The following is a 23961-nucleotide window of genomic DNA, read 5'->3' as shown; positions in this document are numbered from 1 at the left end:
GCTACCCGGCGGTGACCTCGATCCCCGCGCGCCGCAGCAGCGCCGCCGTCACGCCGTCGCCGGGGCGCAGCTCCCCGGTGAACGTCCCGTCGTACACCTGCCCGCAGCCGCACGACGGGCTGCGCGCCATCAGCACCGCCCGCCGCGCCCCCGCCGCCTCTGCGGCGGCGAGCGCCGCCCGGGCGCCGGCCAGGAACTCCCCGGTGCAGTCCGCCCCGGTCGCGTCCACCACCCGCGCCCGCCCGTCCAGCACGTCCGCGCCGTCCCCGCCCACGATCTCCGCCGGCGGCCGCGGCGTCGGCAACCCGCCCGCCCCCTCCGGGCACACCACGACGGCCCGCCCCTCCTCCACCAGGCGCAGCGCACCCTCGGAGGTCTTCGCCCGCCCGTCGTACCGGCACGGCACGCCTGCCAGACACGCACTCACCATGATCGGCTCCATAGCACACACCCTAAGCGGCGGTTCCTCGTGTCCTTGAACTCGCTATCTTGAGGTCATGAGTGAGCTGCCGGACTGGATGTACGCCCCCAGAGACGAGGGTTGGTTCGCCGACGACCTCGACCACCTGCCGCAGGCGCCGCGGCACACCGAACTGATCGATGGAGCCCTGGTCTTCATGATGTCCCCGCAGCGCTCGTGGCACAGTCAGGTGGTGTCGCGGCTAACCGCCGTGTTGGAGCACTCGGTTCCTGACGGAACGGTCGCCGAGCGTGAGATGACAATCAAGCTTGACCCGCGCAACCGGCCGGAGCCTGACGTGGTGGTAGCCACCGCGGCGTACGACCCGGACCGGACCTGGTACGCCCCCGCTGACGTGGTGCTCGTCGTGGAGGTCGTCTCCCCTGAGTCCGCCCATCGCGACCGCACTGTAAAGGTCCGCAAGTACGCCGAAGCGGGTATCCCGCACTACTGGATTGTCGAGGAGGAGGACGGCTTGCCGGTCGTGCACGTCTATGAATTGGACGTCCCGACCTCCACGTACGTGGCTGCCGGGATCTTCCGGGGCACGCTGGAACGGCCGGTGCCGTTCCCCGTCGCCGTCGATCTCGCTGGGCTTGTGCCCCGGTCGAAGCGTGCGGGGGATTGAGGGTTCGGTGTAAGGACCTGCGAGACTGCGAGGCATGTCGGATGCACGGGTCGTCGTCGTCGGTGGTGGGATCGCGGGGCTGGCTGCGGCCGCTTTTCTGAGCGGAGCGGCCGGGGGTGCGCCGCGGGCGCGGGTGACGGTGCTGGAGGCGTCGGGGCGGGTCGGCGGGAAGCTGTGGGGCGGGGAGGTCGGCGGGGTCCGGGTGGACCTCGGGGCCGAGTCGGTGCTGGCCCGGCGGCCGGAGGCGGTGGAGCTGGCGCGGGCGGTCGGGCTGGGGGAGGAGCTGGAGCCGCCGACCACCGCGAAGGCCGCGATCTGGACGCGCGGGGCGCTGCGGCCGCTGCCGGGCGGGCAGGTGATGGGGGTACCGGGCGACCTGGAGGCGCTGGCGGCGTCCGGGGTGCTCACCGCCGAGGGGCTGGAGCGGGCCCGGCACGAGGAGCCGACCGAGGTGGGGGAGGACGTCGCGATCGGCCGCTACGTCGCCGACCGGCTGGGCCGGGAGGTGGTGGACCGGCTGGTCGAGCCGCTGCTGGGCGGCGTCTACGCCGGTCGCGCCGACGAGATCTCGCTGCGCGCCGCCGTACCGCAACTGCTGGCGATCGCCCGGGGCGGTGGTTCGCTGGTCGAGGGGGTGCACGAGCTGGCGTCCCGGCCGCAGGTGGTCGGCAGCCCGGTGTTCAACGGTCTGCGCGGGGGCCTCGGCACCCTGCCGGAGGCGGTCGCCGCGGCCTGCGTCAAGGCGGGTGTGGACCTGCGCACGGACGCCCCGGTGGACGAGCTGCGCCGCACCCCCGACGGCTGGCGGGTGGTGGCCGGCGGCGAGGTGCTGCACGCGGACGCCGTGGTGCTGGCGGTCCCGGCCCCGGCCGCAGCCCGGCTGCTGCGCGCGGACGCCCCGGCGGCCGCCGTCGAGCTGGACACCGTCGAGTACGCGGGCATGGCGCTGGTGACGCTGGCGTTCCGGCGTTCCGATCTGGCCGAACTCCCCAGCGGCAGCGGGTTCCTGGTGCCGCCGGTGGACGGGCGGCGGATCAAGGCGTCGACCTTCTCCTCCAACAAGTGGGGCTGGCTGGAGCGCTCCGCGCCGGACGCGTTCCTGCTGCGCACCTCGCTGGGCCGGCACCGCGAGGAGGAGGCGCTGGGCCTGCCGGACGAGGAGCTGGTGGCCCGCTCGCTGGCGGACCTGCGGGAGGCGATCGGGCTGACCGCCCGGCCGTACGACACCTTCGTCTCACGCTTCACGGCCGGCCTGCCGCAGTACCCGGTGGGTCACCCGGACCGGGTGGCCAGGGTCCGGGCGGCGGCCGAACGGGTGGGCGCGCTGGCGCTGTGCGGCGCCGCGTACGACGGGGTGGGCATTCCGGCGTGCATCGGATCGGCGGCCGCCGCGGTGGCCGCCGTCGACAGACTGTTGACCCCGGCGACCGGGGAAGGTTCCACGGAGAGGACAATGGGCGCATGACTGAGAGCGTTGAGCGGGAGCCGGAGCAGCGGCCCGAGAAGAAGAAGGCGCGCGACCTGAACCAGGTCATCCGCTACACCATGTGGTCGGTGTTCAAGCTCAAGGGCGCCCTGCCCGAGGACCGCGCCGCCCTGGCCGCCGAGGTGGACGGGCTGTTCGAGCAGCTGGCCGCGAAGGACGTGACCGTGCGCGGCACGTACGACGTCTCCGCTCTGCGCGCGGACGCCGACATCATGGTCTGGTGGCACGCCGAGGACTCGGACGACCTCCAGGAGGCGTACAACCGCTTCCGTCGCACCGGCCTGGGCCGCCACCTGGAGCCGGTCTGGTCGAACATGGCGCTGCACCGCCCGGCCGAGTTCAACAAGTCGCACATCCCGGCCTTCCTGGCCGACGAGCGCGCGCGCGACTACGTCTGCGTGTACCCGTTCGTGCGCTCCTACGAGTGGTACCTGCTGCCGGACGAGGAGCGGCGCGCGATGCTCGCCGAGCACGGCAAGATGGCGCGCGGCTACCCGGACGTGCGGGCCAACACGGTCGCCTCGTTCGCGCTCGGCGACTACGAGTGGCTGCTCGCCTTCGAGGCGGACGAGCTGCACCGGATCGTCGACCTGATGCGCGACCTGCGCCCGTCCCGGGCCCGGCTGCACGTCCGCGAGGAGGTGCCGTTCTTCACCGGCCGCCGCAAGCCGGTCAGCGAGCTGCTGAACGGCCTGGTCTGAGCGACCGCGGTTCCTTCGGAGGCCGGTTCCCCGTACGTACGGGGAACCGGCCTCCGCCGTTGTGACGCGCCGTCGTGACGCCCGGGCGGCGGGCTCAGGTGCGGTGGGGGCGCAGGGCGGCGCGCAAGCGGGCGTCGGGGAGGACGGCCGGGCCGTTCATGGCGACGGCGGTGAGCAGTTCGCGCTCCTCGTCGTCGGCGAGGCCGCGCTGGCGGGCCGGGCGGACCTCGCGCAGCACCTCCTGGCCGATCGGGGAGGCCCAGCGGGTGTAGGGGTAGACGTCGACCCGGGCCATCAGCAGGGTGCCCGAGGTGAGCACGAGCGGCAGCGAGAACCAGGCGAGCGGGGCGAGGGTGTCACCGCCGGTGAAGCCGCTGACGGCCAGCGAGACGGCCAGCAGGAGCAGCGACAGCAGCAGCGCGTGCCGGACCTGCCGGACCACCACGACGGTGTTGCGCTGCACCAGGGCCGGGGTGGCCAGGCCGGCCAGCGAGAGCCGGGCGCCGATCTCCAGCACGGTGGGGTGCTCGGCCATCGCGCGGCGCAGCTCGTCCGTGCGGCACTGGCCCTCGGGGCCGACGGTGGCGATGACGGCCCGTTCCAGGCGGCTGCGGCCCCTGGGGTCGACCACGGTGGTCCAGCCGGTGTGCGCCAGGTGCAGCCGGCCCCGGCCGGCCATCAGGACGAGGGCCAGTTCGACCACCCGGTCCGGGCCGCCGGCCAGGTAGGCGGTCTCGTAGAGCCCGATGCCGACGGCTTCCGGTGGGCGCAGCCCGTCCTGTTCGGCCAGGGCGTCGGCGGTGGCGGTCATTCGGACCAGCCGGAGGCAGGAGAGCACCGCCGCGACACAGGCCGGTATCAGGAACAGCAACCACATGGCCTTGTTCTATGCCTGGCCCGATGGTGCGGGGAACGCCTTCCCGGTCCGCGATACCGAACTGTGACGTCGGCCGTGGGACGAACCGCGACGGTACGACGAGCCGAAACCGTGCGATTTCCCCTCGGCGCGGGCCGGGCGGGCGTCAGGAGCCGCCGCAGCCGCCGCCGCAGCTCGAGCCGCAGCTGGATCCGCAGCTGGAGGACGAGGAGCCGCAGCTGGACGACGACCCGCAGCTGCTGGAGCCGGAGCTGCAGCTGGACGAGCCGCAGCCGGACGACCCGGAGCCGGAGGAACCACACCAGGAGCTCGAGGAGCACGAGGTGGAGGACGACGAACACGAGGAGGAGGACGAGGACGACGAGGAAGAGGAGGCCGACGAGGCGAACCAGGACGAGCTCGCGGAAGCCTGCCGCATCGCCTCCTCCTCGGCTGTCGCGGCCAGCATCGCGGCCTCCAACTCCTGGTTCTCCAGCCCGGCGGCGGCCAGCCCGCCCAGCGCGAGCGCGCCCAGCAGCGCGCCGCCCACCAGCTTGGGTGACACACCGGAGCTGGGCGTCCACGGCGAGCCGTCCATCAGGGTCAGCTGGCGCGTCCCGGCCGGGGTGATCCGGCCCCTGACCGGCCTCGTGGCGAGCAGCGAGACGGCGCCCGCGAACAGCAGGAAGCCCGGGATCCAGAGGTTGGGGTGGTCGGGCCCGTAGACGCCGTCGATCAGCTCGGAGGCCACGGCGAAGGCCACGACGACGAGCATCGCGAGCCAGAGCAGCCGACGGGCGGTCCGGGCCCGGTGCATCCGTTCGGGGCGGCGCATCAACCCGCGGTCGGCGAGCCGGTCGCCGATCTCCTGGACGGCCGCGGAGCGCATCACCATGCGGCGCAGCGGGGCGAGTTCACGGCTGCCGGTGGGCCCGGCGGCCTCCTGGATCGCCTGGTCGACGGCGTCGTACGGCTTGCCGCCGGTGAGCGTGACCAGGCCGGAGCGGCTGATCACGACCTGCTCGCCCAGGTGCATCCGGACCAGGGCGGTGTCGAAGACCCGGCCCGGTCCGCCGGACAGGAACGCGGTGTCGAGCAGCGGCAGACCGCGGCCGGGCAGGCCCTTGGCGTACGGGACGTGGCCGATCCGCTGCCGGGTGTGGGCGGCGTACAGGGCGGCGGCCACCAGCAGGGCGGCCGGGATGATGAAGTAAATGTCGTGCCACATGGGCGGTTCCCCCGGAATGACGATGGGTCGCTAGCCGTGCAGGGCCCGGCGCAGACGCGCGAGCGGGCCGGACGGCCGTACGGGTGCCGGGTGGAGCCACTGCTCCAGGGCCCGGCGGTGGTCGGTGGCGGGCTGGCCGCCGTCGGTGAGCACCCACTGGGCGAAGGCCCGGGCGTCGGCGCGGTAGCCGCCGTTCTGCGGGTGGGTGCGGGCGTAGCGGAGGAAGAGCGGCCCGTACTGCTCCCCGAGCAGGCGGGGCAGCTCCGGGGCCACCTTGGCGGTGGTGTCGCGCCGCTTGGCGGCGAGGCCGGTGGCCTGGGCGCGGACCTGGGCCGGGTCGAAGCCGGGCGGGACGGGCCCGCCGGCCACCAGGGCGGCCAGCAGCTCCTCCTGGCGCCGGGCCAGGCGCTCCCGGGCGGCGGTGGCGTCCCGGGGCGCGGTCGGGCCGGCCGTCGTGGTCGGATCGGTCGCCCCGGTGGGGCCGGTGGCCGTGGTGAGGTCGCCCATCCGCCGGGTGCTCCCCTCCAGCACCCGGCGGATGGCGTCCAGTTCACCGGCCAGCTCGCTGGGCGGCGGGAAGTTGGCGTCCCGCTCCAGCAGGACGCCGGGCGGTGCGATCCGGGCGCAGAGCTCGGCCAGCACCTCCAGCACGGGTTCGGTGACGGGGTGGGCGTGCGTGTCGTGCCAGATCCCGTCGACCAGGGTGCCGCCCGCGACGTGGACGTAGGCGAGCGCCTCCAGCGGCAGGCGGTCGAGTTCGGCGGCCGGGTCGACGCCGAGGTTGACCCGGTTGGTGTGCAGGTTGGCGACGTCGATCAGCAGCCGGACGCCGGTGCGCTCGACCAGCTCGGCGAGGAACTGACCCTCGGTGAACTCGTCGTCCGGCCAGGCGAGCTGGGCGGCTATGTTCTCCAGGGCGAGCGGCACCGGGAGCTGGTCCTGGGCGATCCGGACGTTCTCGGCGATCACCCGCAGCGAGTCCCGGGTCCGGGGGACGGGCAGCAGGTGACCGGCCTCCAGGCCGCCGGCCCGCACGAAGGCCAGGTGCTCGGTGACCAGCGGGGAGCCGAGTGCCAGGGCGGTGTCGGCGAGTTGGGCGAGGCGGCCGGGATCGGGCAGGTCGGCGCCGCCGAGGCCGAGGCCGACGCCGTGCGGGACGACGGTGACGCCGCGTTCGCGCAGCACCGTCAGCGAGTGGGGCAGGTGGCCGGCGCAGATGTTCTCGGCGACCACCTCGACCCAGTCCAGGCCGGGTTGGCGCTCGACCACGGTGTCGATCTCGCCGCGCCAGCCGAGGCCGACGCCCAGACGGGTGGGGGCGGCGGGGTCGCCGGTGGTCCGTACGGGCAGGGCCAGGGCAGGGGAAGTCATCGGTTCGCCCCCTTCTGAGGGCCGGGGTGGGAAGGGCCGTCGGGTGGTGCGGGCGTCGTCGGCAGGACCACGCGGCCGTTGTTGCTGAGGATGTCCCCGAGCGGGGTGGCTGCCAAGCCTCACCCGGTCTTCTCAGAGCATTATTTGAGCTTGCCGTTCTGACGATAATGGACTTCGATCCCCGGCCGAGGCCGTCCCCGCAGGTGGGGCGCCGTTCCGGCGGGAAATCGGAGGCGGTGCGGGGGCGTGCCCGGCTAGCGTGGGAACCTATGATTTCTTTGACTTCTTCGACTTCCCTGACCATCCGTGAATTCCGCCCCGGAGACGCCGATGCGGTGGCGGCCGCCCACCGGGCCGGGCGCGAGCACCTGGTGATGTCCGCCGAGGCCCTGCTCTGGCTGAACGACCAGCCGAACCCCGACGAGCACTTCCGCACCTTCGTCGCCGAGTGCGACGGCCGGGTGGTCGGCGCGGTGCGCTGCGCGCTGGTGCTCGGGACGACGGCCGCCGGCGTCGGGTACGCCAACGGCAGTGTGCGGCCGGAGTTCCGGCGGCGCGGCGCGGCCACCGCGCTGCTGGCCGCGGCCGAACGGCACCTGGCCGAGCACGGGGTGACCGAACTGCACACCTGGCTGGACGACGAGCCCGCCTCGCTGGCCTTCGGCGCAGCCCGGGGCTACGAGATCGGGCGCGCGGCCCAGTTTGGCGGGCGGGACTTGGCGCTGCCGCTGCCGCAGGCGCCTGTACGGCCGGCCGGCGTCGAGCTGCGCCCGGCCACCGACTGGGCGGACGACCCGCGCCCGCTGTTCCTGGTCGATGCGGACGCCCTCCGGGACGAGCCCGGCGAGGTGCCGATGGACGCCCTGGAGTACGAGGACTGGCTGCGCAGCTTCTGGGCCCGGCCGGACCTGGACCGGGCGCTGACCGTCGTCGCCGTGGTGGACGGCGAACCGGCCGCGTTCACCATGGCGCAGACCGACGGCGTGGACCGCTACTGGTCCGCGTTCAGCGCCAGCCGCCGGGCCTTCCGCGGGCGCGGCCTGGTCAAGCTGGCCAAGCTGGAGTCGCTGCGCCTGGCGGCCGCGGCGGGCTACCGGCGCGCGTACACCTCCAACGACGAGACCAACGCGCCGATGCTCGCGATCAACGCATGGCTCGGGTACGAGCGCTGCGCCGGGGAGCGCAAGGGCATCAAGCGCCTGAAGTGACCCTCGGTGCGGTGATTCTGACGCTCGGAATGGCCGCGAGGGGGGTATTTCGGCCACGGGCGGGGACTTAACCAGGGCACACAGTTCGTGGTCGAGTCTTCCTCCGAGGGGATGATATGGACCTTCTGCTCCAGGTGTTGGTCGCATCGGTTCCGGCCGTGATCGGCTTCCTCGCGGCCCACTCCCTCGCCCGGACCAGACTGTTCCTGCGCTACGGCTTCCTGCGGGCGCTGCTGGCGCCGTACAGCCGGGTGCAGATCATCACGCCGAGCATCGAGGTCGCGGAGTTCGCCTTCACCACGGACGGCTGCCAGCTGACCAGCCGCGGGCCTAAGAACGTGCTGTTCATGCCGATGGCCGAGGCGAGGGCCATAGCGGAACTCACCGACCTGCTGCGGAAGGTCAACCGGAAGGCGACGATCGAGCTGGTGGTGGCGGGCGCGCAGGACCCGCGGATGCCGACCTTCTCGATCGGCGGCCCGAGCGTCAACGCCTACTCCGGCGGCGTGCTGGACGCGGTGTTCCCCGACTTCGCGATCGAGTACCCGGAGGCAGCCCGCGCCCGGTGGGGCGGAATGACCTTCGAGGCGCTGTTCAACCCGACCGGGGAGCTGATCCGCGATCACGGCTTCATCTTCGTGACCCGCACGCCCCGGCACGCGCCCTGCGTGGTGCTCTGCGGGGTGTTCGCGTTCGGCTCGGCGATGGCGGTGGAGGCGCTGACCACGGCGAGCCGGACCTCCCCGCTGGCGGCGCTCTTCCGCTCGGGGGAGAAAGGATTCGTCGCGGTGGAGGGCCGGGTGATCGGGCTGGACACCGTGGACGTCACGGTCGAGGTCTGCCGCGTCCTGCCCGCGCCCCGGTCGGAGGTCCCGTCGGGCTTCCGGGGCGAGGTGCCCGTCAGTCGTCCCGAACAGTGAGATAATTGGTCTCGACCACGTGGTGCGAATCCGGACAGCACGGGTGAGACCGGGTCATGAACTCCTGGTGGACGTACAGGTTTTGCCCCACTCCTGGCGCATCATGGGCATAATCGCGCACATGACGATCAACCGTGCGAACGTGAGCGCGATTGCCGAGGACCTGTACGTGTGGCTCCCCCCGAAGCGGGGCTGGGGCCTGGCCAACTGCGGCCTGCTGGCCTCCGAGACGACCGCGCTCTGGATCGACACCCCCTACGACCCCTCGATGGCCGGGGAGTTCCTCGCCGCGAGCCGCCGGCTGCTGCCGGCCGGGGTCGAGGTCGACCGGGTGGTCGTCACCCACGCCAACGGCGACCACCTGTGGGGCGCCGGGGTGCTACCGGACGCCGAGGTGATCGCCACCCGCGAGGCGCTGGAGCACATCCACTGGGAGCCCACCCCGCAGCAGCAGCACGCCCTCGTCACCAACAGTGACCCGGACTCCCTGCTCGGCGGCTACCTCAGGGAGCACTTCGGGCGGTTCGACTGGTCCGGCACCGACCCGGTGCACCCGGACACCGTCTTCACCGGCGAGCTGGAGCTGCGGGTCGGCCGCTACCCCGTGCAGATCACCAGCCTGCCCGCCGCCCACACCGGCGGCGACCTGATGGTCCACCTCCCGCACCAGCGCGCGGTGTTCACCGGCGACGTGATCTTCGCCTCGACGCCCGAGCAGCCCGGCGACCACCCCTCGCACTGGGCCGGCCCACTGGAGAACATCGTCGGCGCCTGCGAGCAGGCCCTGGCCACCGGCGCGGAGATCTTCGTCCCCGGCCACGGCCCGGTGCTCGACCGCGAGGGCGTCCGGGAGCACATCGGCTACCTCGCGTACGTCCGCGAGCGCGCCCACACCCTGCACGCCGCCGGCATACCCGCGCTGGACGCCGCCCGGCGGGTCATCGCCGAGCAGCGCCACCCCGAACTCGGCCTGCCCGAGCGGCTGGTGCTCACCGTCGCGGCCGAGTACCGGCACCTGGACGGCTCGGCGGCGCCGGGCGCGCTGGACGCCATGGGACAGGTCGCCCTGGTCGCCCGGGAGCTGGCCGAGGACGCCGTCGCCCGGATCTCGCGCCCGCGCTCCGACCGGGGCTGAGCCCCCCGCCCGCCCAAGTCCGACCCCGCCCGGAAACCGGCCCCGCCCCGGCCTCCTGGCCTGACCCGCCCGCCCCGCCCCGTCCGGCCCGCCCCGCAAGCACCCCCGAGGACTCCGATGACGCAGATCGCGCTGATCGCCCTGGCGCTGGTCGCCGCCGTGGCCGCGGCCGTGCTCGCCCGCGGCCGGGCCGGGGCCGTCGCCCGCGCGGCGGCCGCCGAGACCGCGCTCACCCGGGCCGAGGAGCGCGCCCGCGTCGCCGAGGGCCGGCTTGCCCGCGCCGAGCAGCAACTGCGCGAGGCGCAGGACACCGCCCGGCGCGCCACCGAGGAGGCCCGGCGGGCGGAGGGCCGCACCCGCGCCGCCGAGGACGCCGTCCACGAGGCCCAGGACACGGCCCGGGAAGCGCAGGAAGCCGTCCGGGACGCCGCCCAGCAGGGCGCCGCCGCGACCACCCGCGCCGAGGAGGCCGACCATCGCCGCGCCGCCGCCGAGGCCCGCGCCGCCGCGCTGCTCGCCGAGATCGGCCATCTCGCCCGCGAACGGGTCGCCGCCACCGCCGTACGGCTCACCCACGCCAACGCCCCGCTGGTCGGCCCGCTGGACCCGCAGGCCGCCGGCCCGGAGGCCGTCCGGGCCCTGCAGTCCGTCCTGGACGCCACCGCCGCCGCCCTCGCCGACGAGCGCGAACGGGTGGACGCCGCCGCCCGTGCCGCCATGCGCGGCGCCACCTCCCGGATCCAGACCCTGCTCTACCAGATCCAGAGCCTGGTCCAGCACCTCCAGCACGACAACGACGACCCCCGGCTGCTGGAGGTCGACTTCCGCAACGAGATCGCGCTGCGCCGGATCCAGACCGTCGGCGTGCTCTGCGAGGCCTGGCCGGGCCTGGCCCGCACCGACTCGCCGCTCGCCGAGGTCGTCGTCGGCGCGCTCTCCCGGGTGCCCGGCTACGGCCGGATCAAGGTCGCCAACCACCTGCGGGAGCATCGGCTCGCGGTGGTCGCCCGGGCCGCCGAGCCGATCGCCGTCACCATCGCCGAACTGCTCGCCAACGCCACCGCCTACTCCCACCCGGAGACCGACGTCCCGGTCACCGTCCAGCAGGTCGGCCGCGGCGCGCTGGTGATCATCGACGACAGCGGCATCGGCATGGACGAGGACCAGCTGCACCGCGCCCGCCGACTGCTCGCCGGCCCGCCGGACCTCCTGCTCACCGAACTCGGCAACCCGCCCAAGACCGGCTTCGCGGTGATCGGCAAACTGGCCCGCCAGTACGGCTTCTCCTGCCACATCGAGCCCTCGCCGTACGGCGGCATGCGGACCATCCTGCGCATCCCGGCCGGGCTGGTGACCGTCGTCGACGACGGGCAGCCGCTGTCGGTGCTCACCCCGCTGCCGCTGCGAGCCGGCGCCGGGCCCGCCCCCGCGCCCACCGTCGCCGCCGTCCCGCCGATGCGCGCCGCCGACGAGCAGGACGGCCCGCAGCTCGCGGACCGCCACCACCAGCCCGGACCGCACCCGGCACCGGCCATCCACGTGGTACCCGACCCGGGCGCGAACGGCCCGGTGGCCGGCCCGGCGGCGGACGCGCCGGCTGCGGACTCCGGGGCCTCCCAGGGCTCCCCGGACACTCCGGAGTTCCCGGCTTCTCCGGACTCTCCGGCCGATGACGGCACCGGCCTGCCCACCCGGCGCCGCCGCCGTCCGCTGGCCGCCGAGGAGGCCGGTACGCCCACCGCCACCGCCACCGCCGCCCCCGGCCGGTCCCCCGAGCAGGCTGCCGCCCACTGGCAGGCGCTGCAGCAGGGCACCGACTCCGGCCGCGCCGCCGTGGCGCAGGCCGCCCGCGAGAGCGACGCAGGGGAGCGCGCCGCCCGTGAGAGCGCTGCCCGCGAGAGCGCCGCCCGCGAGGGCGCGCCGACCGAGGACAGCACGAGCACCGCCGGCAACCCCGCCACCCCCGGCGACCCCGTCGCCGCCCGCCCCACCGGTGACCACACCACCGGCCCGACGACCTTAGAAGGAGCCGAGCAGTGAGCAACTCGCCGAGCCCGACCGCCACCGACGAGATCTCGTGGGTGCTGACCCCGCTGCTGGAGCTGCCGGGTGTGCTGCACGCGGTCATCGCCACCGGGGACGGCCTGGTCGAAGGCGCCTCGGGCGGCCTGGGGCGGGCCTCCGCCGAGCGGGTCGCCGCGATGACCGCCACGGTGCACGCCGCCGCCCGCGCGTTCACCACCGCGTTCACCGACACCGAGCGGCCGCGACTGGCCCAGACCGTGGTGGAGTCCGACCTCGGCTACGCCATCGTCGTCCCGGCCGGGGAGAACACCTCGCTCGCCGTGTTCACCGCCCCGGACGCCCAACTCGGCAACGTGTCCTACCAGATGCAGGTGCAGGTCGCCGCCCTGGGCCGCGCGCTCGCGAGCCCGCCCCGGCGGCAGGACGACACCGCCCGGTCATGACCGCCGCCCCCCGCAGGCGGATGGTGCCCGCCTACCTGGCCACCGGCGGCCGCAGCCGCCCCGGCACCGAGGGCTTCGAGCGGCTCACCGTCCTGTTCGCCGACCGCGCCGACCCGCCGACCGGGCTCGAACCCGAACACCGCCGGCTCTGGGAACTGCTGCGCCCCGGCGCGCTGACCGTGGTGGAGGCCGCCGCGCACCTGCGCCTGCCGGTCAGCGCCACCGTCTTCCTCGCGGCCGATCTGGTCGCGGCGGGCTGTCTGCACGCCCGCGCGCCGATCCCGCGCGCCCAGCAGACCGACCGCTCCATCGTCGAGAGGCTCCTCGTTGGACTCCGTGCGCTCCGGTGACTGGGCCGGTGATTGGGCCGGTGATTGGGCCGGTGACCCCGTCGGCCGGGCCGTCGGTGACCCGGCCGGGCAGCCGGCCGGTCGGCCGGCCGGGGTGGGCTACCTGCCCGACCGGGACCAGACGCTGATGAAGCTGGTGGTGGCCGGCCCGTTCGGGGTCGGCAAGACCACCCTCATCCGCACCCTCTCCGAGATCGCCACCCTGCACACCGAGGAGGCGATGACGGAGACCGGACGGCCGGTGGACGACCTGGCCGGCCTGCCCGAGAAGACCACCACCACCGTCGCCGTGGACTTCGGCCGGCTCACCCTGCCCGGCAACGTCGTGCTCTACATGTTCGGCACCCCCGGCCAGCGCCGCTTCTTCCCGCTCTGGCAGGACATCGCCCGTGGCGCCCTGGGCGCCCTGGTGCTCGCCGACACCCGTCGGCTGTCCGACTCCTTCGAGATCATGGACATGGTCGAGGAGCAGGGCCTGCCGTACGCCGTCGCCGTCAACTGCTTCCCGGACGCGCCGGTCCACGCGGTCGCGGTGCTCCGCGCCCATCTGGACCTGCACCCCGCCACCCCGCTGCTGCTCTGCGACGCCCGCGAGCGCGAGGCCAGCCTGGACGCGCTGATCGCGCTGGCCGAGCACGTGCTCGAGGCCCTGCCCGCCGCCTCCACCGCCTCCCAGGAGCGCCCGTGACCGTCGAGACCCGCCCGACCCCGATCCACGGCCCGGTCTTCGCCGCCGACCCCCAACTCGTGTACGAGCGGCTGCGTCGGCACGGCCCGGTCGCCCCGGTGGAGATCGCGCCCGGGGTGGAGGCCCTGCTGGTCACCGACTACCAGGCCGCCCTGGACCTGCTGCGCGACTCCGACACCTTCTCCAAGGACTCCCGCGCCTGGCAGCAGACCGTCCCGCCGGACTCCCCGCTGCTGCCGGTCCTCGGCTACCGCCCGACCGCCCTGTTCACCGACGGCGAGACGCACGCCCGCTACCGCGCGGCGATCACCGACGCCCTCGCGCTGTTCGAACCGCACCGGCTGCAGCGCCAGGTCGCCGAGACCGCCCACCGGCTGATCGACCGCTTCGCCGCGGTCGGCCGCGCCGACCTGATCGCCGAGTACGCCCGCCAGCTGCCCGCCTTCGTGCTCACCACCTGGTTCGGGGTGCCCGAGGAGCAGCACGCCGAGGTGGTCGCCGCGATCACCGGACTGATCGAGTCCACCGCGCAGGCCGGCGCCGCGTACGGGAAGCTCCTCGCGGTGGTCACCGCCATGGTCGCCGAGCGCCGCGAACGCCCCCGGCACGACCTCACCTCCTGGTTCGTCACCCACCCGGTCGGGCTGGACGACGACGAGGCGATCCGGCAGATCAGCCTGACCATGATCGCCGGGCACGAGCCGACCACCAACCTGATCGGCAACGCTCTGCTGCGCCTGCTCACCGACGCCCGCTACGCCGGCTCGCTGTTCGGCGGCGCGATGACCGCCTACCAGGCGATCGACGAGGTGCTCTGGCACGAACCGCCGCTGGCCAACCTCTCGGCCCACTACCCGCGCTACGACATCGTCTTCCACGGCCGCGAGATCAAGGCCGGCACCCTCCTGCTGGTCTCCTACGCGGCCGCCAACTCCCAGGCCGCGCCGCCCACCGACGGCGGCGAACTGCGCAGCGGTGAGAGCGCCCACCTGGCCTGGGCGGCCGGCCCGCACGCCTGCCCGGCCCGCGACCCGGCCCTGCTGATCGCGATCACCGCGATCGAGCAGCTGGGCAGCCGCCTCAGCGACCTCGAACTGGCCACCCCGGCCGAGGAGTTGCTCTGGCGCCCGGGCCCGTTCCACCGCGCCCTGGTGCACCTCCCGGTCCGCTTCGAGCCGACGGCGGGGTAGTGCCCGGACGGCACGAAAGCCGGGCGGCAGGGACCCGGACAGCACGGAGGCCCGGACACCGTGCGGTGTCCGGGCCTCCTGCCGCCCGTCCTACTCGGCGGGCCTGAGCGTCAGCGAGATGCTGTTGATGCAGTACCGCTGGTCCGTCGGCGTGCCGTAGCCCTCGCCGTCGAAGACGTGCCCCAGGTGGCCGCCGCAGCGCGCGCACCGCACCTCGACCCGGCGCATGCCGAGCGTGGTGTCCTCGATGTACTGGACCCGGTCCTCCGCCAGCGGCGCGTAGTACGACGGCCAGCCGCAGTGGCTGTCGAACTTGGTCGCGGAGCTGAACAGCTCCGCGCCGCAGGCCCGGCAGCCGTACACGCCGACCGTCTTGGTGTCGGTGTACTCACCGGCGAACGGGCGCTCGGTGCCCGCCTCGCGGAGCACGTGGTACTCCTCCGGGCTGAGCTGGGCGCGCCACTCGGCCTCGGACTTCTCGATCTCGTAGCTCATCACGGCTCCCGGTCGCGGCGGACGTACGTCAGACGTTGGAAGCAACGTTCGCGAGCTGCTCCAGAATTTCCGGCCCGAGGTTGGTGACGTCGCCCGCGCCCATGGTGAGCAGCAGGTCGCCGGGGCGGGCGAGGCCGGCCAGCAGGGCGGGGGCGGCGGCGAAGGAGTGCTCGGCGGTCACCTCGGCGCCGGCCCGGTGGGCGGCGTCGATGATCAGCTCGCTGGTCACGCCCGGGATCGGGTCCTCGCGGGCCGGGTAGATGTCGAGCACCACGGAGGCGTCGGCCAGCGCCAGGGCCTGGCCCATCTCCTCGGCGAGCTGCTGGGTGCGGCTGAACAGGTGCGGCTGGAAGACCACCAGCACCCGGCCCGCGCCGTCCAGGCCCTCGCGGATCGCCTCCAGGTCGGCGGCCATCTCGGTGGGGTGGTGGGCGTAGGAGTCGATCACCTGGACGCCGGCGGCCTCGCCCTTGAGCTGCAGGCGGCGGCGCACGCCGGTGTAGGCGCCGAGCGCCTTGGCCAGGTCGGCGGCCGGGACGCCCAGCGCGACGCCGGCGGCGAGCGCGGCGACGGCGTTGTGGGCGTAGTGGCGGCCGGGCACCGAGACGGTGAAGGTCAGCTCGGTGCCGTCCAGGACGACGGTGACCTCACTGGTCATGCCGTGGGCGACCACCGAGAGGACCCGGACGTCGGCGTCCTCGGCGGCGCCGACGGTGACCACGTTCAGGCCCTCGCGGCCGGCCACCCGGGAGGTCAGCTCGCGGGCGCCGTCGTGGTCGGCCGAGACCACCAGGGTGCCGCCGGGGACGATCCGGCCGACGAAGGTCTCGAAGGACTCGTAGATCTCGTCGATCGAGGCGTAGTTGGCGTGGTGGTCCAGCTCCACGTTGAGCACGATCGCCACCTCGGGCGCGTACTTGTGGAAGCTGCGGTCGCTCTCGTCGGCCTCGGCGACGAAGATCTCGCCGGTGCCGTGGTGGGCGTTGGAGCCGGGCGCGTCGAGGTCGCCGCCGATCGCGTAGGACGGGTCGACGCCCAGCTCGCCGAGGGCGACGGCGAGCATGCTGGTGGTGGTGGTCTTGCCGTGGGTGCCGGCCACCGCGAGCGCGCGGCGGCCGCCCATCAGCGCGGCCAGCGCGTCGGAGCGGTGCACCACCGGGATGCCGCGCTCGTGGGCGGCGGCCAGCTCCGGGTTGTCGGTGCGGATCGCGCTGGAGACGACCACGCTGCTGGTGCCGTCCGGCACGTGCTCGGCGGCGTGGCCGACGTGCACGGTGGCACCGAGGGCGCGCAGCGCGAGGACGGTCTCGGACTCCTTGGAGTCGCTGCCGGAGACGCTGGCACCGCGCACTGCGAGGATCTTCGCCAGGCCGGACATCCCGGCGCCGCCGATGCCGATGAAGTGCGGGGCGTGCAGGTCGTGCGCGGCGTCGTTCAAGGCGTGGCTCCGTACGGGCGGGGGCAGACAGGTCAAGCGGACGGGTCGGTGCGTATCGACGTCACCCACGTCACCGACGTCGGAAACGTCGGAAACGTCGCGGACGTCACAGGCGCCGGAACCGTCCTCGCGGGCGGGACCGCAAGGACGATTCTGCACCACCGGCGCGCGGAGTCAGGAGTCGCTGGCGAACAGCCTCAGCACCGGCACCCCCACCTTGTGCCGGGCCTGGGAGGCCCAGTCGCGGTGGAAGAACTCCTCCACGAAGTGCGGGGAGGTGAGCACCACCACCTCGTCCGCCCGGTGTGCCTCGACGACCGCGCGCAGCCGTTCCAGGGGTTTCTCCTCGACCAGCTCGCCCACCGCCTCGGCTCCGGCCGAGCGCAGGTGGCGCAGGCTGTGCTCCAGCGACTCGGTGGCCACGGTGGGCCCGCTCTCGGACTCGTCGTGCTCGCGCACCACCTTGTCGAGGTGGCCGAGGGCGACGTCGTCCAGCGCCCGCAGCAGTTCGTCCTGCTTGCCGCGCGGCTGCATCAGGACGACGAAGGAGACCTTCTCGTCGCTGTGGAGCGTGGTGACGAGCTCCACGTCCGCGGCGGAAAGAGCCTTTTCGATCATCAGTACCGTCTTGAACACGTGAGTCCCTTCCAGTGGCCGGCCCCCGGGCCCCGGCATCGCATAACGGGATCACGATCGGGGGGTCACGGGGTCATTCCGAACCCAGGTGACGCAGGTAACGGGTGAAGAGGAATCCTTTCTGCTCGATCAATGAGACCAGCCGCATCCGCTGCACGTCAGGCATTTCCGCATCGTGGAGGATGCGCGGCGCGTCGCCGCCGGTGAGCAGCGGGGCCAGCGACAGGCACAGTTCGTCCACCAGGTCCGCCGCCGCGAGCTGCCCCAGAAGGCGCGGGCCGCCCTCGGCCAGCAGCCGGGTCCAGCCCCGCTCGGCCAGCGCCGCGACGCCCGCCCGCAGGTCCACCGAACCGGTGCCGGCGAGCACCAGGTCGGCCACCTCGGCGACCGCCCGGCGACGCTCCGCGGAGGCGTCCTCGGTGGTGATCACCACCGTCCTGACCAGCGGTTCCGTGAACAGTGGCGCGGTCAGGTCCAGCTGCAGCGAGCGGGTCACGACCGCGATCACCGGGGCTGGCGCCTGCCCCGCCGCCGTCCGGGCCGCCGCGAACTCCTTGCGGGCCCGGGCCGGCCGGTAGCCCTCGGCGCGGACCGTCTCCGCGCCCACCAGCACCACATCCGACAGCGCCCGCAGCACCCCGAAGATCCGCTTGTCGGCGTCGCCGGAGAGCCCCTCGGACAGGCCGTCGAGCCGTGCCCCGCCGTCCAGGCCGGCCACCATGTTGGCGCGCAGCCAGGGGCGACCCCGATTCACCTGTTCGGGGTACGCGTACACGGCGGCGAGCGACTCCAGAGCGGCCGGATCGGCGACCGGCCGACCCAGCGGGCTGATCAACTGTTGCATGTCCTCAGTGTTCCACCGCAGGCCGTCCCCGGGCGGTTCGGAGGCGGCCGGGACCAGGCGTACCCTCTACTACCGTGCCCGCAGCCTCCCGCCCCGACACCGCGACCGAGTCCATAGCCACCGCGAGCGCGGCCGGCTCCCCGATCGCGCTCACCGACCGCCGCCCCGTCGTGCCCGCTGAGCGGCTGGTCGCCGAGATGGTTCCGCCGCCCCGGTTCGCCGGCGTGAGCTTCGGGTCGTACATCCCGGACCAGAGCCAGCCGAGCCAGTACGAGGCCGTCCAGGTCCTGGAGCAGTTCGCGGCCACCCTCGCGGGAGGAAACGGTTCCGCGCCCAAGCGCAGCTGGTTCCGCCGCTCCGCCCCCGCGCCCACCGGCCCGGCCGGGGTCTACCTCGACGGCGGCTACGGCGTCGGCAAGACCCACCTGCTCGCCTCGCTGTGGCACGCCGCGCCCGGCCCCAAGGCCTTCGGCACCTTCGTCGAGCTGACCAACCTGGTCGGCGCGCTCGGCTTCCAGCAGGCCGTCCGGACCCTCTCCGGACACACGCTGCTCTGCATCGACGAGTTCGAGCTCGACGACCCGGGCGACACCGTGCTGGTCTCCACCCTGCTCGGCCGCCTGGTAGACAACGGCGTCAAGCTGTGCGCCACCTCGAACACCCTGCCGGAGAAGCTCGGCGAGGGCCGCTTCGCCGCCGCCGACTTCCTGCGCGAGATCCAGGGCCTGTCCGCGCACTTCCGCCCGCTGCGGATCGACGGCCAGGACTACCGCCACCGCGGCCTGCCCGACGCCCCGCCGCCGTACTCCGACGAGGCCGTCGAGGCCACCGCCGCCCGCACCCCCGGCGCCTCCCTGGACGGCTTCGACGCCCTGCTCGCCCACCTCTCCGCCGTCCACCCCAGCCGCTACGGCGCGCTGCTGGACGACGTCACCGCCGTCTGCCTGCGCGGCGTGCACCGGGTCGACGACCAGTCCACCGCCCTGCGCCTGGTCGTCCTGGCCGACCGCATGTACGACCGCGAACTGCCCATCACCGCCTCCGGGATCCCCTTCGACCAGGTTTTCCCCGAGGAACTGCTCCGCGGCGGCTACCGCAAGAAGTACCTGCGCGCCGTCTCCCGCCTGGTCGCCCTCGCCCGCGACAGCGAGAAGCTGAACGACAGCGAGCAGCTGACCCGGGGGTGAACCTCTTCGAGGGCGGGGGCCACGAGCTCGACCTGCGCAACGGCGCCACCGAGGTGCTGGTCGAGGTCCTGATGCTCGCGGTCACCGCCCTGGCCCGCCAGGGCTGGGAGTACGGCTTCGCCGCCGAGCTCGCCCGCCAGGACCAGCACCTGATGGGCCGCGGCACGGTGGGACTGCGCCTGGAGGACCTCGACTGGGGCCCCGACCCGGAACAGGGCCGCGCCTTCGCCCTCGCCGTCGTCGACCTGGCCCTCACCCGGCACCGCTGGGACGAGCTCGGCTACCACCCCCCGTACACCGAGGGCCACCTGCGCACCCTCCGCCGGATGATCGAGGACACCCGCCCCACCGCCGTGCCGGCCTCCGGAGCCGCGGCCGACCCGGCCGAGGTCACCGCCGCCTGCTGCGTCCGCCACCGGGTCCTCACCCCGCTCGCCTGGTACCCGGCCTGCGTGTTCTGCGGCCGGGGCTGAGCGAAGCGGTCCCGCTTGTCAGTGGCGGGTCGTACGGTGGACTCGTGCGTCCCATCACGAGTATTGAGCGGTCCGTGGCGCCCTTCGAGGTCGTCAGCCCCTTCCAGCCGAACGGCGACCAGCCGGCGGCGATCGCCGAGCTGGAGCGGCGGATCAGGGGAGGGGAGAAGGACGTCGTGCTGCTCGGTGCCACCGGTACCGGCAAGTCGGCCACCACGGCCTGGATGATCGAGAAGCTGCAGCGGCCCACCCTGGTGATGGCGCCGAACAAGACGCTGGCCGCGCAGCTGGCGAACGAGTTCCGCGAGCTGCTGCCGAACAACGCGGTCGAGTACTTCGTCTCGTACTACGACTACTACCAGCCCGAGGCGTACGTCCCGCAGACGGACACCTACATCGAGAAGGACTCCTCGATCAACGAGGAGGTCGAGCGGCTGCGCCACTCGGCGACCAACTCGCTGCTCACCCGCCGCGACGTGATCGTGGTCGCATCCGTCTCCTGCATCTACGGCCTCGGCACCCCGCAGGAGTACGTGGACCGGATGGTGCCGCTCAAGGTCGGCCAGGAGATCGACCGGGACGTCCTGCTGCGCCGCTTCGTGGACATCCAGTACGCCCGCAACGATGTCGCCTTCTCCCGCGGCACCTTCCGGGTGCGCGGCGACACCATCGAGATCTTCCCGGTCTACGAGGAGCTCGCCGTCCGGATCGAGATGTTCGGCGACGAGATCGAGGCGCTCTACACCCTGCACCCCCTCACCGGCGAGATCATCAGCCAGGACGAGTCGGTCTACGTCTTCCCCGCCTCGCACTACGTGGCCGGCCCCGAGCGCATGGAGCGCGCGATCACCGGCATCGAGAAGGAGCTGGAGGGGACGCTCGCCAGGCTGGAGAAGCAGGGCAAGCTGCTGGAGGCCCAGCGGCTGCGGATGCGCACCACCTACGACATCGAGATGCTGCGCCAGATCGGCACCTGCTCGGGCGTCGAGAACTACTCGATGCACTTCGACGGCCGCGAGCCCGGCTCCCCGCCGAACACCCTGCTCGACTACTTCCCGGAGGACTTCCTCCTGGTCATCGACGAGTCGCACGTCACCGTCCCGCAGATCGGCGCGATGTACGAGGGCGACGCCTCGCGCAAGCGCACGCTGGTCGAGCACGGCTTCCGGCTGCCGTCCGCGATGGACAACCGCCCGCTGAAGTGGGAGGAGTTCCTGGGCCGGATCGGCCAGACGGTGTACCTGTCGGCGACGCCGGGCCCGTACGAGCTGTCGCGCGGCGACGGCCAGGTCGAGCAGATCATCCGCCCGACCGGCCTGATCGACCCCGAGGTGATCGTCAAGCCCACCGAGGGCCAGATCGACGACCTGGTGCACGAGGTCCGCACGCGGGTCGAGCGGGACGAGCGCGTGCTGGTCACCACGCTGACCAAGAAGATGGCCGAGGACCTCACCGACTACATGCTCGGCCTGGACATCCGGGTCCGGTACCTGCACAGCGACGTGGACACCCTGCGCCGGGTGGAGCTGCTGCGCGAGCTGCGGGCGGGCCGGTTCGACGTGCTGGTCGGCATCAACCTGCTGCGCGAGGGCCTGGACCTGCCCGAGGTGTCGCTGGTGGCGATCCTGGACGCGGACAAGGAGGGCTTCCTGCGCTCCGGTACCTCGCTGATCCAGACGATCGGCCGTGCCGCCCGAAACGTCTCCGGCCAGGTCCACATGTACGCGGACCGGATCACGCCGTCGATGGAGAAGGCGATCGACGAGACCAACCGCCGCCGGGAGGTGCAGCAGGCCTACAACAAGAAGCACGGGATCGACCCGCAGCCGCTGCGGAAGAAGATCGGCGACATCCTGGACACCCTCGCCCGCGAGGACGTGGACACCGACGAGCTGCTGTCCACCGGGTACCGGAACCAGGGGAAGGGCAAGGCCCCGGTGCCGTCGCTGGGCGCGGACCGCAAGCCCGCCAAGTCCCTGCCGGCCGCCGAACTCGCGGACCTGATCCAGGAGATGACAGACCGGATGCACACGGCCGCCGCCGACCTGCAGTTCGAGGTCGCGGCCCGGCTCCGCGACGAGGTCAAGGAACTGAAGAAAGAGCTGCGGCAGATGCGCGAGGCCGGCGTGGCCTGACGGGACGGTCGGGGCTTGGCCGGAATGACACCGGTCAAGCTCCGAGGTGTCTCAGCCTTGCCACAAACGGGGAAACCCTGAGGAGACGGGGGCGCCGCAGGGCCTAGGCTGGCCTGCGGCATCGTGCTCAAGGGACGGGCGCGGGCCTACGCAGAGGGGGCCTCAGCCGGGGGACGGCGACGGGGTGTTCCACCGTGGTGCCGGGCGGCAGCGACCGCGCGGCCGGCAGAGAGGACAACGTCGTGTCGGTGAACCTGGCCAAGGGGCAGCGGGTCAGCCTCCAGAAGGGGCCGGGCAGCGCCCTGACCGTGGTCCGGATGGGCCTCGGCTGGCAGGCCGCCCCCAAGCGGGGCCTGTTCGGCAGCCGTACCCGGACGATCGACCTGGACGCCTCGGCGCTGCTGTACGCCGAGACGACCCCGTCCGACGTGGTGTTCTTCCAGCACCTGGAGAGCAACGACGGCTCCGTCCGGCACACCGGGGACAACCTTCAGGGCGGCTCCGGCGCCGAGGACGACGAGGCGATCCTGGTGGACCTGCTGCACGTGCCGGCGCACATCACCCAGGTGGTGTTCACGGTGAGCTCGTACACCGGGCAGACCTTCGCCGAGGTGCAGCGGGCGCACTGCCGGCTGGTGGACGAGACCACCGGGCTGGAGCTGGCCCGCTACGAGCTCGCGGGCGGCGGGCCGCACACCGGGCAGATCATGGCGAAGGTGGTCCGGGACGGCGACGGCGGCTGGGAGATGCAGGCGATCGGCGCGCCGGCCAAGGGGCGCACGTTCCAGGACCTGTTGCCGGCGATCGAGCCCTATCTCTGACGGTTCTTTACCTTCTTTACCTTTCCTTGTCTTCCCTGTTACTCTCGAGGGCAGCGGAGGGGAGTATTCCTCGACAGCCGACCCCGTCATCACGGGTGCCCATCGCGGCGCCCCGGGGCGGCCGGCCCGACGGGCGGAAGAGACCTCCGGCAGTGACGATGTCTGTCTCGCCTACCTGCCGGAGGAGCAGTAGTGGACGTTTCCGTAACCATGTGGGTCACCACGATCGGTGTGCTGATCGCCCTGATCGTGGCCGATTTCTTCATCGGTGGCCGCAAGCCGCACGAGGTCTCGATCAAGGAGGCCGGGATCTGGACGGCCGTCTGGGTCGTGCTGGCGCTGCTCTTCGGCGGTTTCCTCTGGTGGCACTCCGGCGGGCAGCCCGCGGGTGAGTTCTTCGCCGGCTACATCACCGAGAAGTCGCTCAGTGTCGACAACCTCTTCGTGTTCATCCTGATCATGGGCAAGTTCGCGGTGCCCAGGATCTACCAGCAGCGCGTGCTGATGTTCGGCGTGATCATCGCGCTGGTGCTCCGGGCGGCGTTCATCGCCGGCGGCGCGGCGCTGGTGGCCCAGTTCTCGTGGGTGTTCTTCATCTTCGGCGCCTTCCTGGTCTGGACGGCCTGGAAGCTGATCAAGGAGGCCCGCGCCGACGAGGAGGAAGAGGAGTTCGAGGAGAACCGCCTGCTCAAGTCGATCACGCGGCGCTTCCCGTCCACCGACGACTACCGCGGCACCAAGCTGTTCATCAGGGAGAAAGGCCGCCGGCTGATCACCCCGATGCTGATCGTCATGCTGGCGATCGGCACGACGGACGTGCTGTTCGCCCTGGACTCGATCCCGGCCATCTTCGGCCTCACCCAGGACCCGTACATCGTCTTCACCGCCAACGCCTTCGCCCTGATGGGCCTGCGCCAGCTGTACTTCCTGATCGGCGGCCTGCTGAAGAAGCTGGTCCACCTGAGCTACGGCCTGTCGGTGATCCTCGGCTTCATCGGCGTGAAGCTGGTGCTGCACGCCGCGCACGAGGCGGGCGCGACGTGGGCGCCGGAGATCGGCATCCCGGTCTCGCTCGGCTTCATCGTGGTGGTGCTGGCCGTGACGACGGTGACCAGCCTGATGGCCTCCAAGAAGCAGGCCAAGCAGGCCAAGCAGTCCGAGCGCGAGCCCGAGAAGCTCGACGCCTGAGCGGAAATGGATTGAGTTGGGGCCCCGCCGCCGGATCGCGATCCGGCGGCGGGGC

Annotated in this window: 24 protein-coding genes; 16 read left to right on the top strand and 8 right to left on the bottom strand. The window is 73.0% G+C overall.

Annotation, left to right across the window (positions count from 1 at the left end):
- Position 1 precedes the first annotated feature (1 nt).
- A complete protein-coding gene (locus ACIBEC_RS25275) occupies positions 2-442 on the bottom strand; it encodes a DUF523 domain-containing protein (protein WP_360506156.1) in 441 nt (146 codons plus the stop codon).
- A 55-nt stretch (positions 443-497) separates the two neighbouring features.
- Here ACIBEC_RS25275 and ACIBEC_RS25270 point away from each other — a divergent pair, with 55 nt between their 5' ends.
- Genes ACIBEC_RS25270 through hemQ form a run of 3 tightly spaced genes read left to right on the top strand, consistent with a single transcriptional unit; the run spans position 498 to position 3275 of the window.
- Positions 498-1088, top strand: coding sequence for a Uma2 family endonuclease (locus ACIBEC_RS25270; RefSeq protein ID WP_360506153.1), 591 nt, complete (start codon positions 498-500; stop codon positions 1086-1088).
- 34 nt (positions 1089-1122) lie between these two features.
- A complete protein-coding gene (gene hemG / locus ACIBEC_RS25265) occupies positions 1123-2553 on the top strand; it encodes a protoporphyrinogen oxidase (protein WP_360506150.1) in 1431 nt (476 codons plus the stop codon).
- A complete protein-coding gene (gene hemQ, locus ACIBEC_RS25260) occupies positions 2550-3275 on the top strand; it encodes a hydrogen peroxide-dependent heme synthase (protein ID WP_360506148.1) in 726 nt (241 codons plus the stop codon). The genes hemG and hemQ overlap by 4 nt, the downstream gene beginning before the upstream one ends.
- Positions 3276-3369: 94 nt before the next feature.
- On the opposite strand, the gene ACIBEC_RS25255 is transcribed toward hemQ, so the two are convergent.
- From ACIBEC_RS25255 to ACIBEC_RS25245, 3 genes are all read right to left on the bottom strand, one after another.
- Positions 3370-4152, bottom strand: coding sequence for a TIGR04222 domain-containing membrane protein (locus ACIBEC_RS25255; protein ID WP_360506145.1), 783 nt, complete (start codon positions 4150-4152; stop codon positions 3370-3372).
- Positions 4153-4297: 145 nt separating this feature from the next.
- Positions 4298-5359: a TIGR04222 domain-containing membrane protein gene (locus tag ACIBEC_RS25250; RefSeq protein WP_360506142.1), complete on the bottom strand. Its 1062-nt coding sequence runs from the start codon at positions 5357-5359 to the stop codon at positions 4298-4300.
- A 30-nt stretch (positions 5360-5389) separates the two neighbouring features.
- A complete protein-coding gene (locus ACIBEC_RS25245; RefSeq protein WP_360506140.1) occupies positions 5390-6730 on the bottom strand; it encodes a DUF692 domain-containing protein in 1341 nt (446 codons plus the stop codon).
- A 278-nt stretch (positions 6731-7008) separates the two neighbouring features.
- Between ACIBEC_RS25245 and ACIBEC_RS25240 the strand changes: the two genes are divergently transcribed.
- The 8 genes from ACIBEC_RS25240 to ACIBEC_RS25205 all read left to right on the top strand — a co-directional run bounded on the left by ACIBEC_RS25240 (position 7009) and on the right by ACIBEC_RS25205 (position 14689).
- Entirely contained in the window at positions 7009-7938 is a 930-nt protein-coding gene (locus ACIBEC_RS25240; protein ID WP_360506137.1) for a GNAT family N-acetyltransferase, read from the top strand.
- Between the two features lie 116 nt (positions 7939-8054).
- Positions 8055-8858: a hypothetical protein gene (locus ACIBEC_RS25235; protein WP_360506135.1), complete on the top strand. Its 804-nt coding sequence runs from the start codon at positions 8055-8057 to the stop codon at positions 8856-8858.
- Between the two features lie 121 nt (positions 8859-8979).
- Positions 8980-9993 (top strand): MBL fold metallo-hydrolase, encoded by a 1014-nt coding sequence (locus ACIBEC_RS25230; RefSeq protein ID WP_360506132.1) that lies wholly within the window; start codon positions 8980-8982, stop codon positions 9991-9993.
- Positions 9994-10110: 117 nt separating this feature from the next.
- Entirely contained in the window at positions 10111-12033 is a 1923-nt protein-coding gene (locus ACIBEC_RS25225) for an ATP-binding protein (RefSeq protein WP_360506130.1), read from the top strand.
- A complete protein-coding gene (locus ACIBEC_RS25220; RefSeq protein WP_360506127.1) occupies positions 12030-12461 on the top strand; it encodes a roadblock/LC7 domain-containing protein in 432 nt (143 codons plus the stop codon). Before ACIBEC_RS25225 ends, ACIBEC_RS25220 begins: the two co-directional genes overlap by 4 nt.
- Positions 12458-12811 carry a DUF742 domain-containing protein gene (locus ACIBEC_RS25215; protein ID WP_360506124.1) on the top strand — a complete coding sequence of 118 codons (354 nt, stop codon included), beginning with the start codon at positions 12458-12460 and terminating at the stop codon, positions 12809-12811. The genes ACIBEC_RS25220 and ACIBEC_RS25215 overlap by 4 nt, the downstream gene beginning before the upstream one ends.
- A 127-nt stretch (positions 12812-12938) precedes the next feature.
- Positions 12939-13499: an ATP/GTP-binding protein gene (locus ACIBEC_RS25210; protein ID WP_360506230.1), complete on the top strand. Its 561-nt coding sequence runs from the start codon at positions 12939-12941 to the stop codon at positions 13497-13499.
- Positions 13496-14689 carry a cytochrome P450 gene (locus tag ACIBEC_RS25205; protein WP_360506121.1) on the top strand — a complete coding sequence of 398 codons (1194 nt, stop codon included), beginning with the start codon at positions 13496-13498 and terminating at the stop codon, positions 14687-14689. The genes ACIBEC_RS25210 and ACIBEC_RS25205 overlap by 4 nt, the downstream gene beginning before the upstream one ends.
- A gap of 90 nt (positions 14690-14779) precedes the next feature.
- On the opposite strand, the gene msrB is transcribed toward ACIBEC_RS25205, so the two are convergent.
- From msrB to ACIBEC_RS25185, 4 genes are all read right to left on the bottom strand, one after another.
- The gene (gene msrB, locus ACIBEC_RS25200) at positions 14780-15184 is read right to left on the bottom strand and encodes a peptide-methionine (R)-S-oxide reductase MsrB (protein ID WP_360506119.1); all 405 of its coding nucleotides are present in this window, start codon (positions 15182-15184) and stop codon (positions 14780-14782) included.
- Between the two features lie 28 nt (positions 15185-15212).
- A complete protein-coding gene (murC, locus tag ACIBEC_RS25195; protein ID WP_360506228.1) occupies positions 15213-16601 on the bottom strand; it encodes a UDP-N-acetylmuramate--L-alanine ligase in 1389 nt (462 codons plus the stop codon).
- A gap of 195 nt (positions 16602-16796) precedes the next feature.
- Positions 16797-17258, bottom strand: coding sequence for an indole-3-glycerol phosphate synthase (locus ACIBEC_RS25190; protein WP_360506116.1), 462 nt, complete (start codon positions 17256-17258; stop codon positions 16797-16799).
- Positions 17259-17331: 73 nt separating this feature from the next.
- Positions 17332-18102: a pyrimidine reductase family protein gene (locus ACIBEC_RS25185; protein WP_360506113.1), complete on the bottom strand. Its 771-nt coding sequence runs from the start codon at positions 18100-18102 to the stop codon at positions 17332-17334.
- 113 nt (positions 18103-18215) lie between these two features.
- Here ACIBEC_RS25185 and zapE point away from each other — a divergent pair, with 113 nt between their 5' ends.
- The 5 genes from zapE (at position 18216) to ACIBEC_RS25160 (ending at position 23906) form a co-directional block, all read left to right on the top strand.
- On the top strand, positions 18216-19289 hold the full coding sequence (zapE, locus tag ACIBEC_RS25180) for a cell division protein ZapE (protein WP_360506225.1): 1074 nt from the start codon (positions 18216-18218) through the stop codon (positions 19287-19289).
- A complete protein-coding gene (locus ACIBEC_RS25175) occupies positions 19286-19762 on the top strand; it encodes a hypothetical protein (protein WP_360506110.1) in 477 nt (158 codons plus the stop codon). Before zapE ends, ACIBEC_RS25175 begins: the two co-directional genes overlap by 4 nt.
- A 44-nt stretch (positions 19763-19806) precedes the next feature.
- Positions 19807-21897, top strand: coding sequence for an excinuclease ABC subunit UvrB (gene uvrB, locus ACIBEC_RS25170; protein ID WP_360506108.1), 2091 nt, complete (start codon positions 19807-19809; stop codon positions 21895-21897).
- A gap of 242 nt (positions 21898-22139) precedes the next feature.
- Entirely contained in the window at positions 22140-22718 is a 579-nt protein-coding gene (locus ACIBEC_RS25165) for a TerD family protein (RefSeq protein ID WP_360506105.1), read from the top strand.
- Positions 22719-22910: 192 nt separating this feature from the next.
- Positions 22911-23906 (top strand): TerC family protein, encoded by a 996-nt coding sequence (locus ACIBEC_RS25160; protein WP_360506103.1) that lies wholly within the window; start codon positions 22911-22913, stop codon positions 23904-23906.
- Positions 23907-23961: the final 55 nt, after the last annotated feature.

It is taken from the genome of Kitasatospora sp. NPDC051164 (assembly GCF_044455625.1).
Lineage (GTDB): Bacteria > Actinomycetota > Actinomycetes > Streptomycetales > Streptomycetaceae > Kitasatospora.
This window is presented reverse-complemented; position numbering and strand designations above follow the sequence as displayed.

Bases quoted from the DNA above. Each gene is read 5' to 3' on its own strand.
- ACIBEC_RS25275 (WP_360506156.1), bottom strand. From the start codon at position 442: ATGGAGCCGATCATGGTGAGTGCGTGTCTGGCAGGCGTGCCGTGCCGG.
- ACIBEC_RS25270 (WP_360506153.1), top strand. From the start codon at position 498: ATGAGTGAGCTGCCGGACTGGATGTACGCCCCCAGAGACGAGGGTTGG.
- hemG (WP_360506150.1), top strand. From the start codon at position 1,123: ATGTCGGATGCACGGGTCGTCGTCGTCGGTGGTGGGATCGCGGGGCTG.
- hemQ (WP_360506148.1), top strand. From the start codon at position 2,550: ATGACTGAGAGCGTTGAGCGGGAGCCGGAGCAGCGGCCCGAGAAGAAG.
- ACIBEC_RS25255 (WP_360506145.1), bottom strand. From the start codon at position 4,152: ATGTGGTTGCTGTTCCTGATACCGGCCTGTGTCGCGGCGGTGCTCTCC.
- ACIBEC_RS25250 (WP_360506142.1), bottom strand. From the start codon at position 5,359: ATGTGGCACGACATTTACTTCATCATCCCGGCCGCCCTGCTGGTGGCC.
- ACIBEC_RS25245 (WP_360506140.1), bottom strand. From the start codon at position 6,730: ATGACTTCCCCTGCCCTGGCCCTGCCCGTACGGACCACCGGCGACCCC.
- ACIBEC_RS25235 (WP_360506135.1), top strand. From the start codon at position 8,055: ATGGACCTTCTGCTCCAGGTGTTGGTCGCATCGGTTCCGGCCGTGATC.
- ACIBEC_RS25230 (WP_360506132.1), top strand. From the start codon at position 8,980: ATGACGATCAACCGTGCGAACGTGAGCGCGATTGCCGAGGACCTGTAC.
- ACIBEC_RS25225 (WP_360506130.1), top strand. From the start codon at position 10,111: ATGACGCAGATCGCGCTGATCGCCCTGGCGCTGGTCGCCGCCGTGGCC.
- ACIBEC_RS25215 (WP_360506124.1), top strand. From the start codon at position 12,458: ATGACCGCCGCCCCCCGCAGGCGGATGGTGCCCGCCTACCTGGCCACC.
- ACIBEC_RS25210 (WP_360506230.1), top strand. From the start codon at position 12,939: ATGAAGCTGGTGGTGGCCGGCCCGTTCGGGGTCGGCAAGACCACCCTC.
- msrB (WP_360506119.1), bottom strand. From the start codon at position 15,184: ATGAGCTACGAGATCGAGAAGTCCGAGGCCGAGTGGCGCGCCCAGCTC.
- ACIBEC_RS25185 (WP_360506113.1), bottom strand. From the start codon at position 18,102: ATGCAACAGTTGATCAGCCCGCTGGGTCGGCCGGTCGCCGATCCGGCC.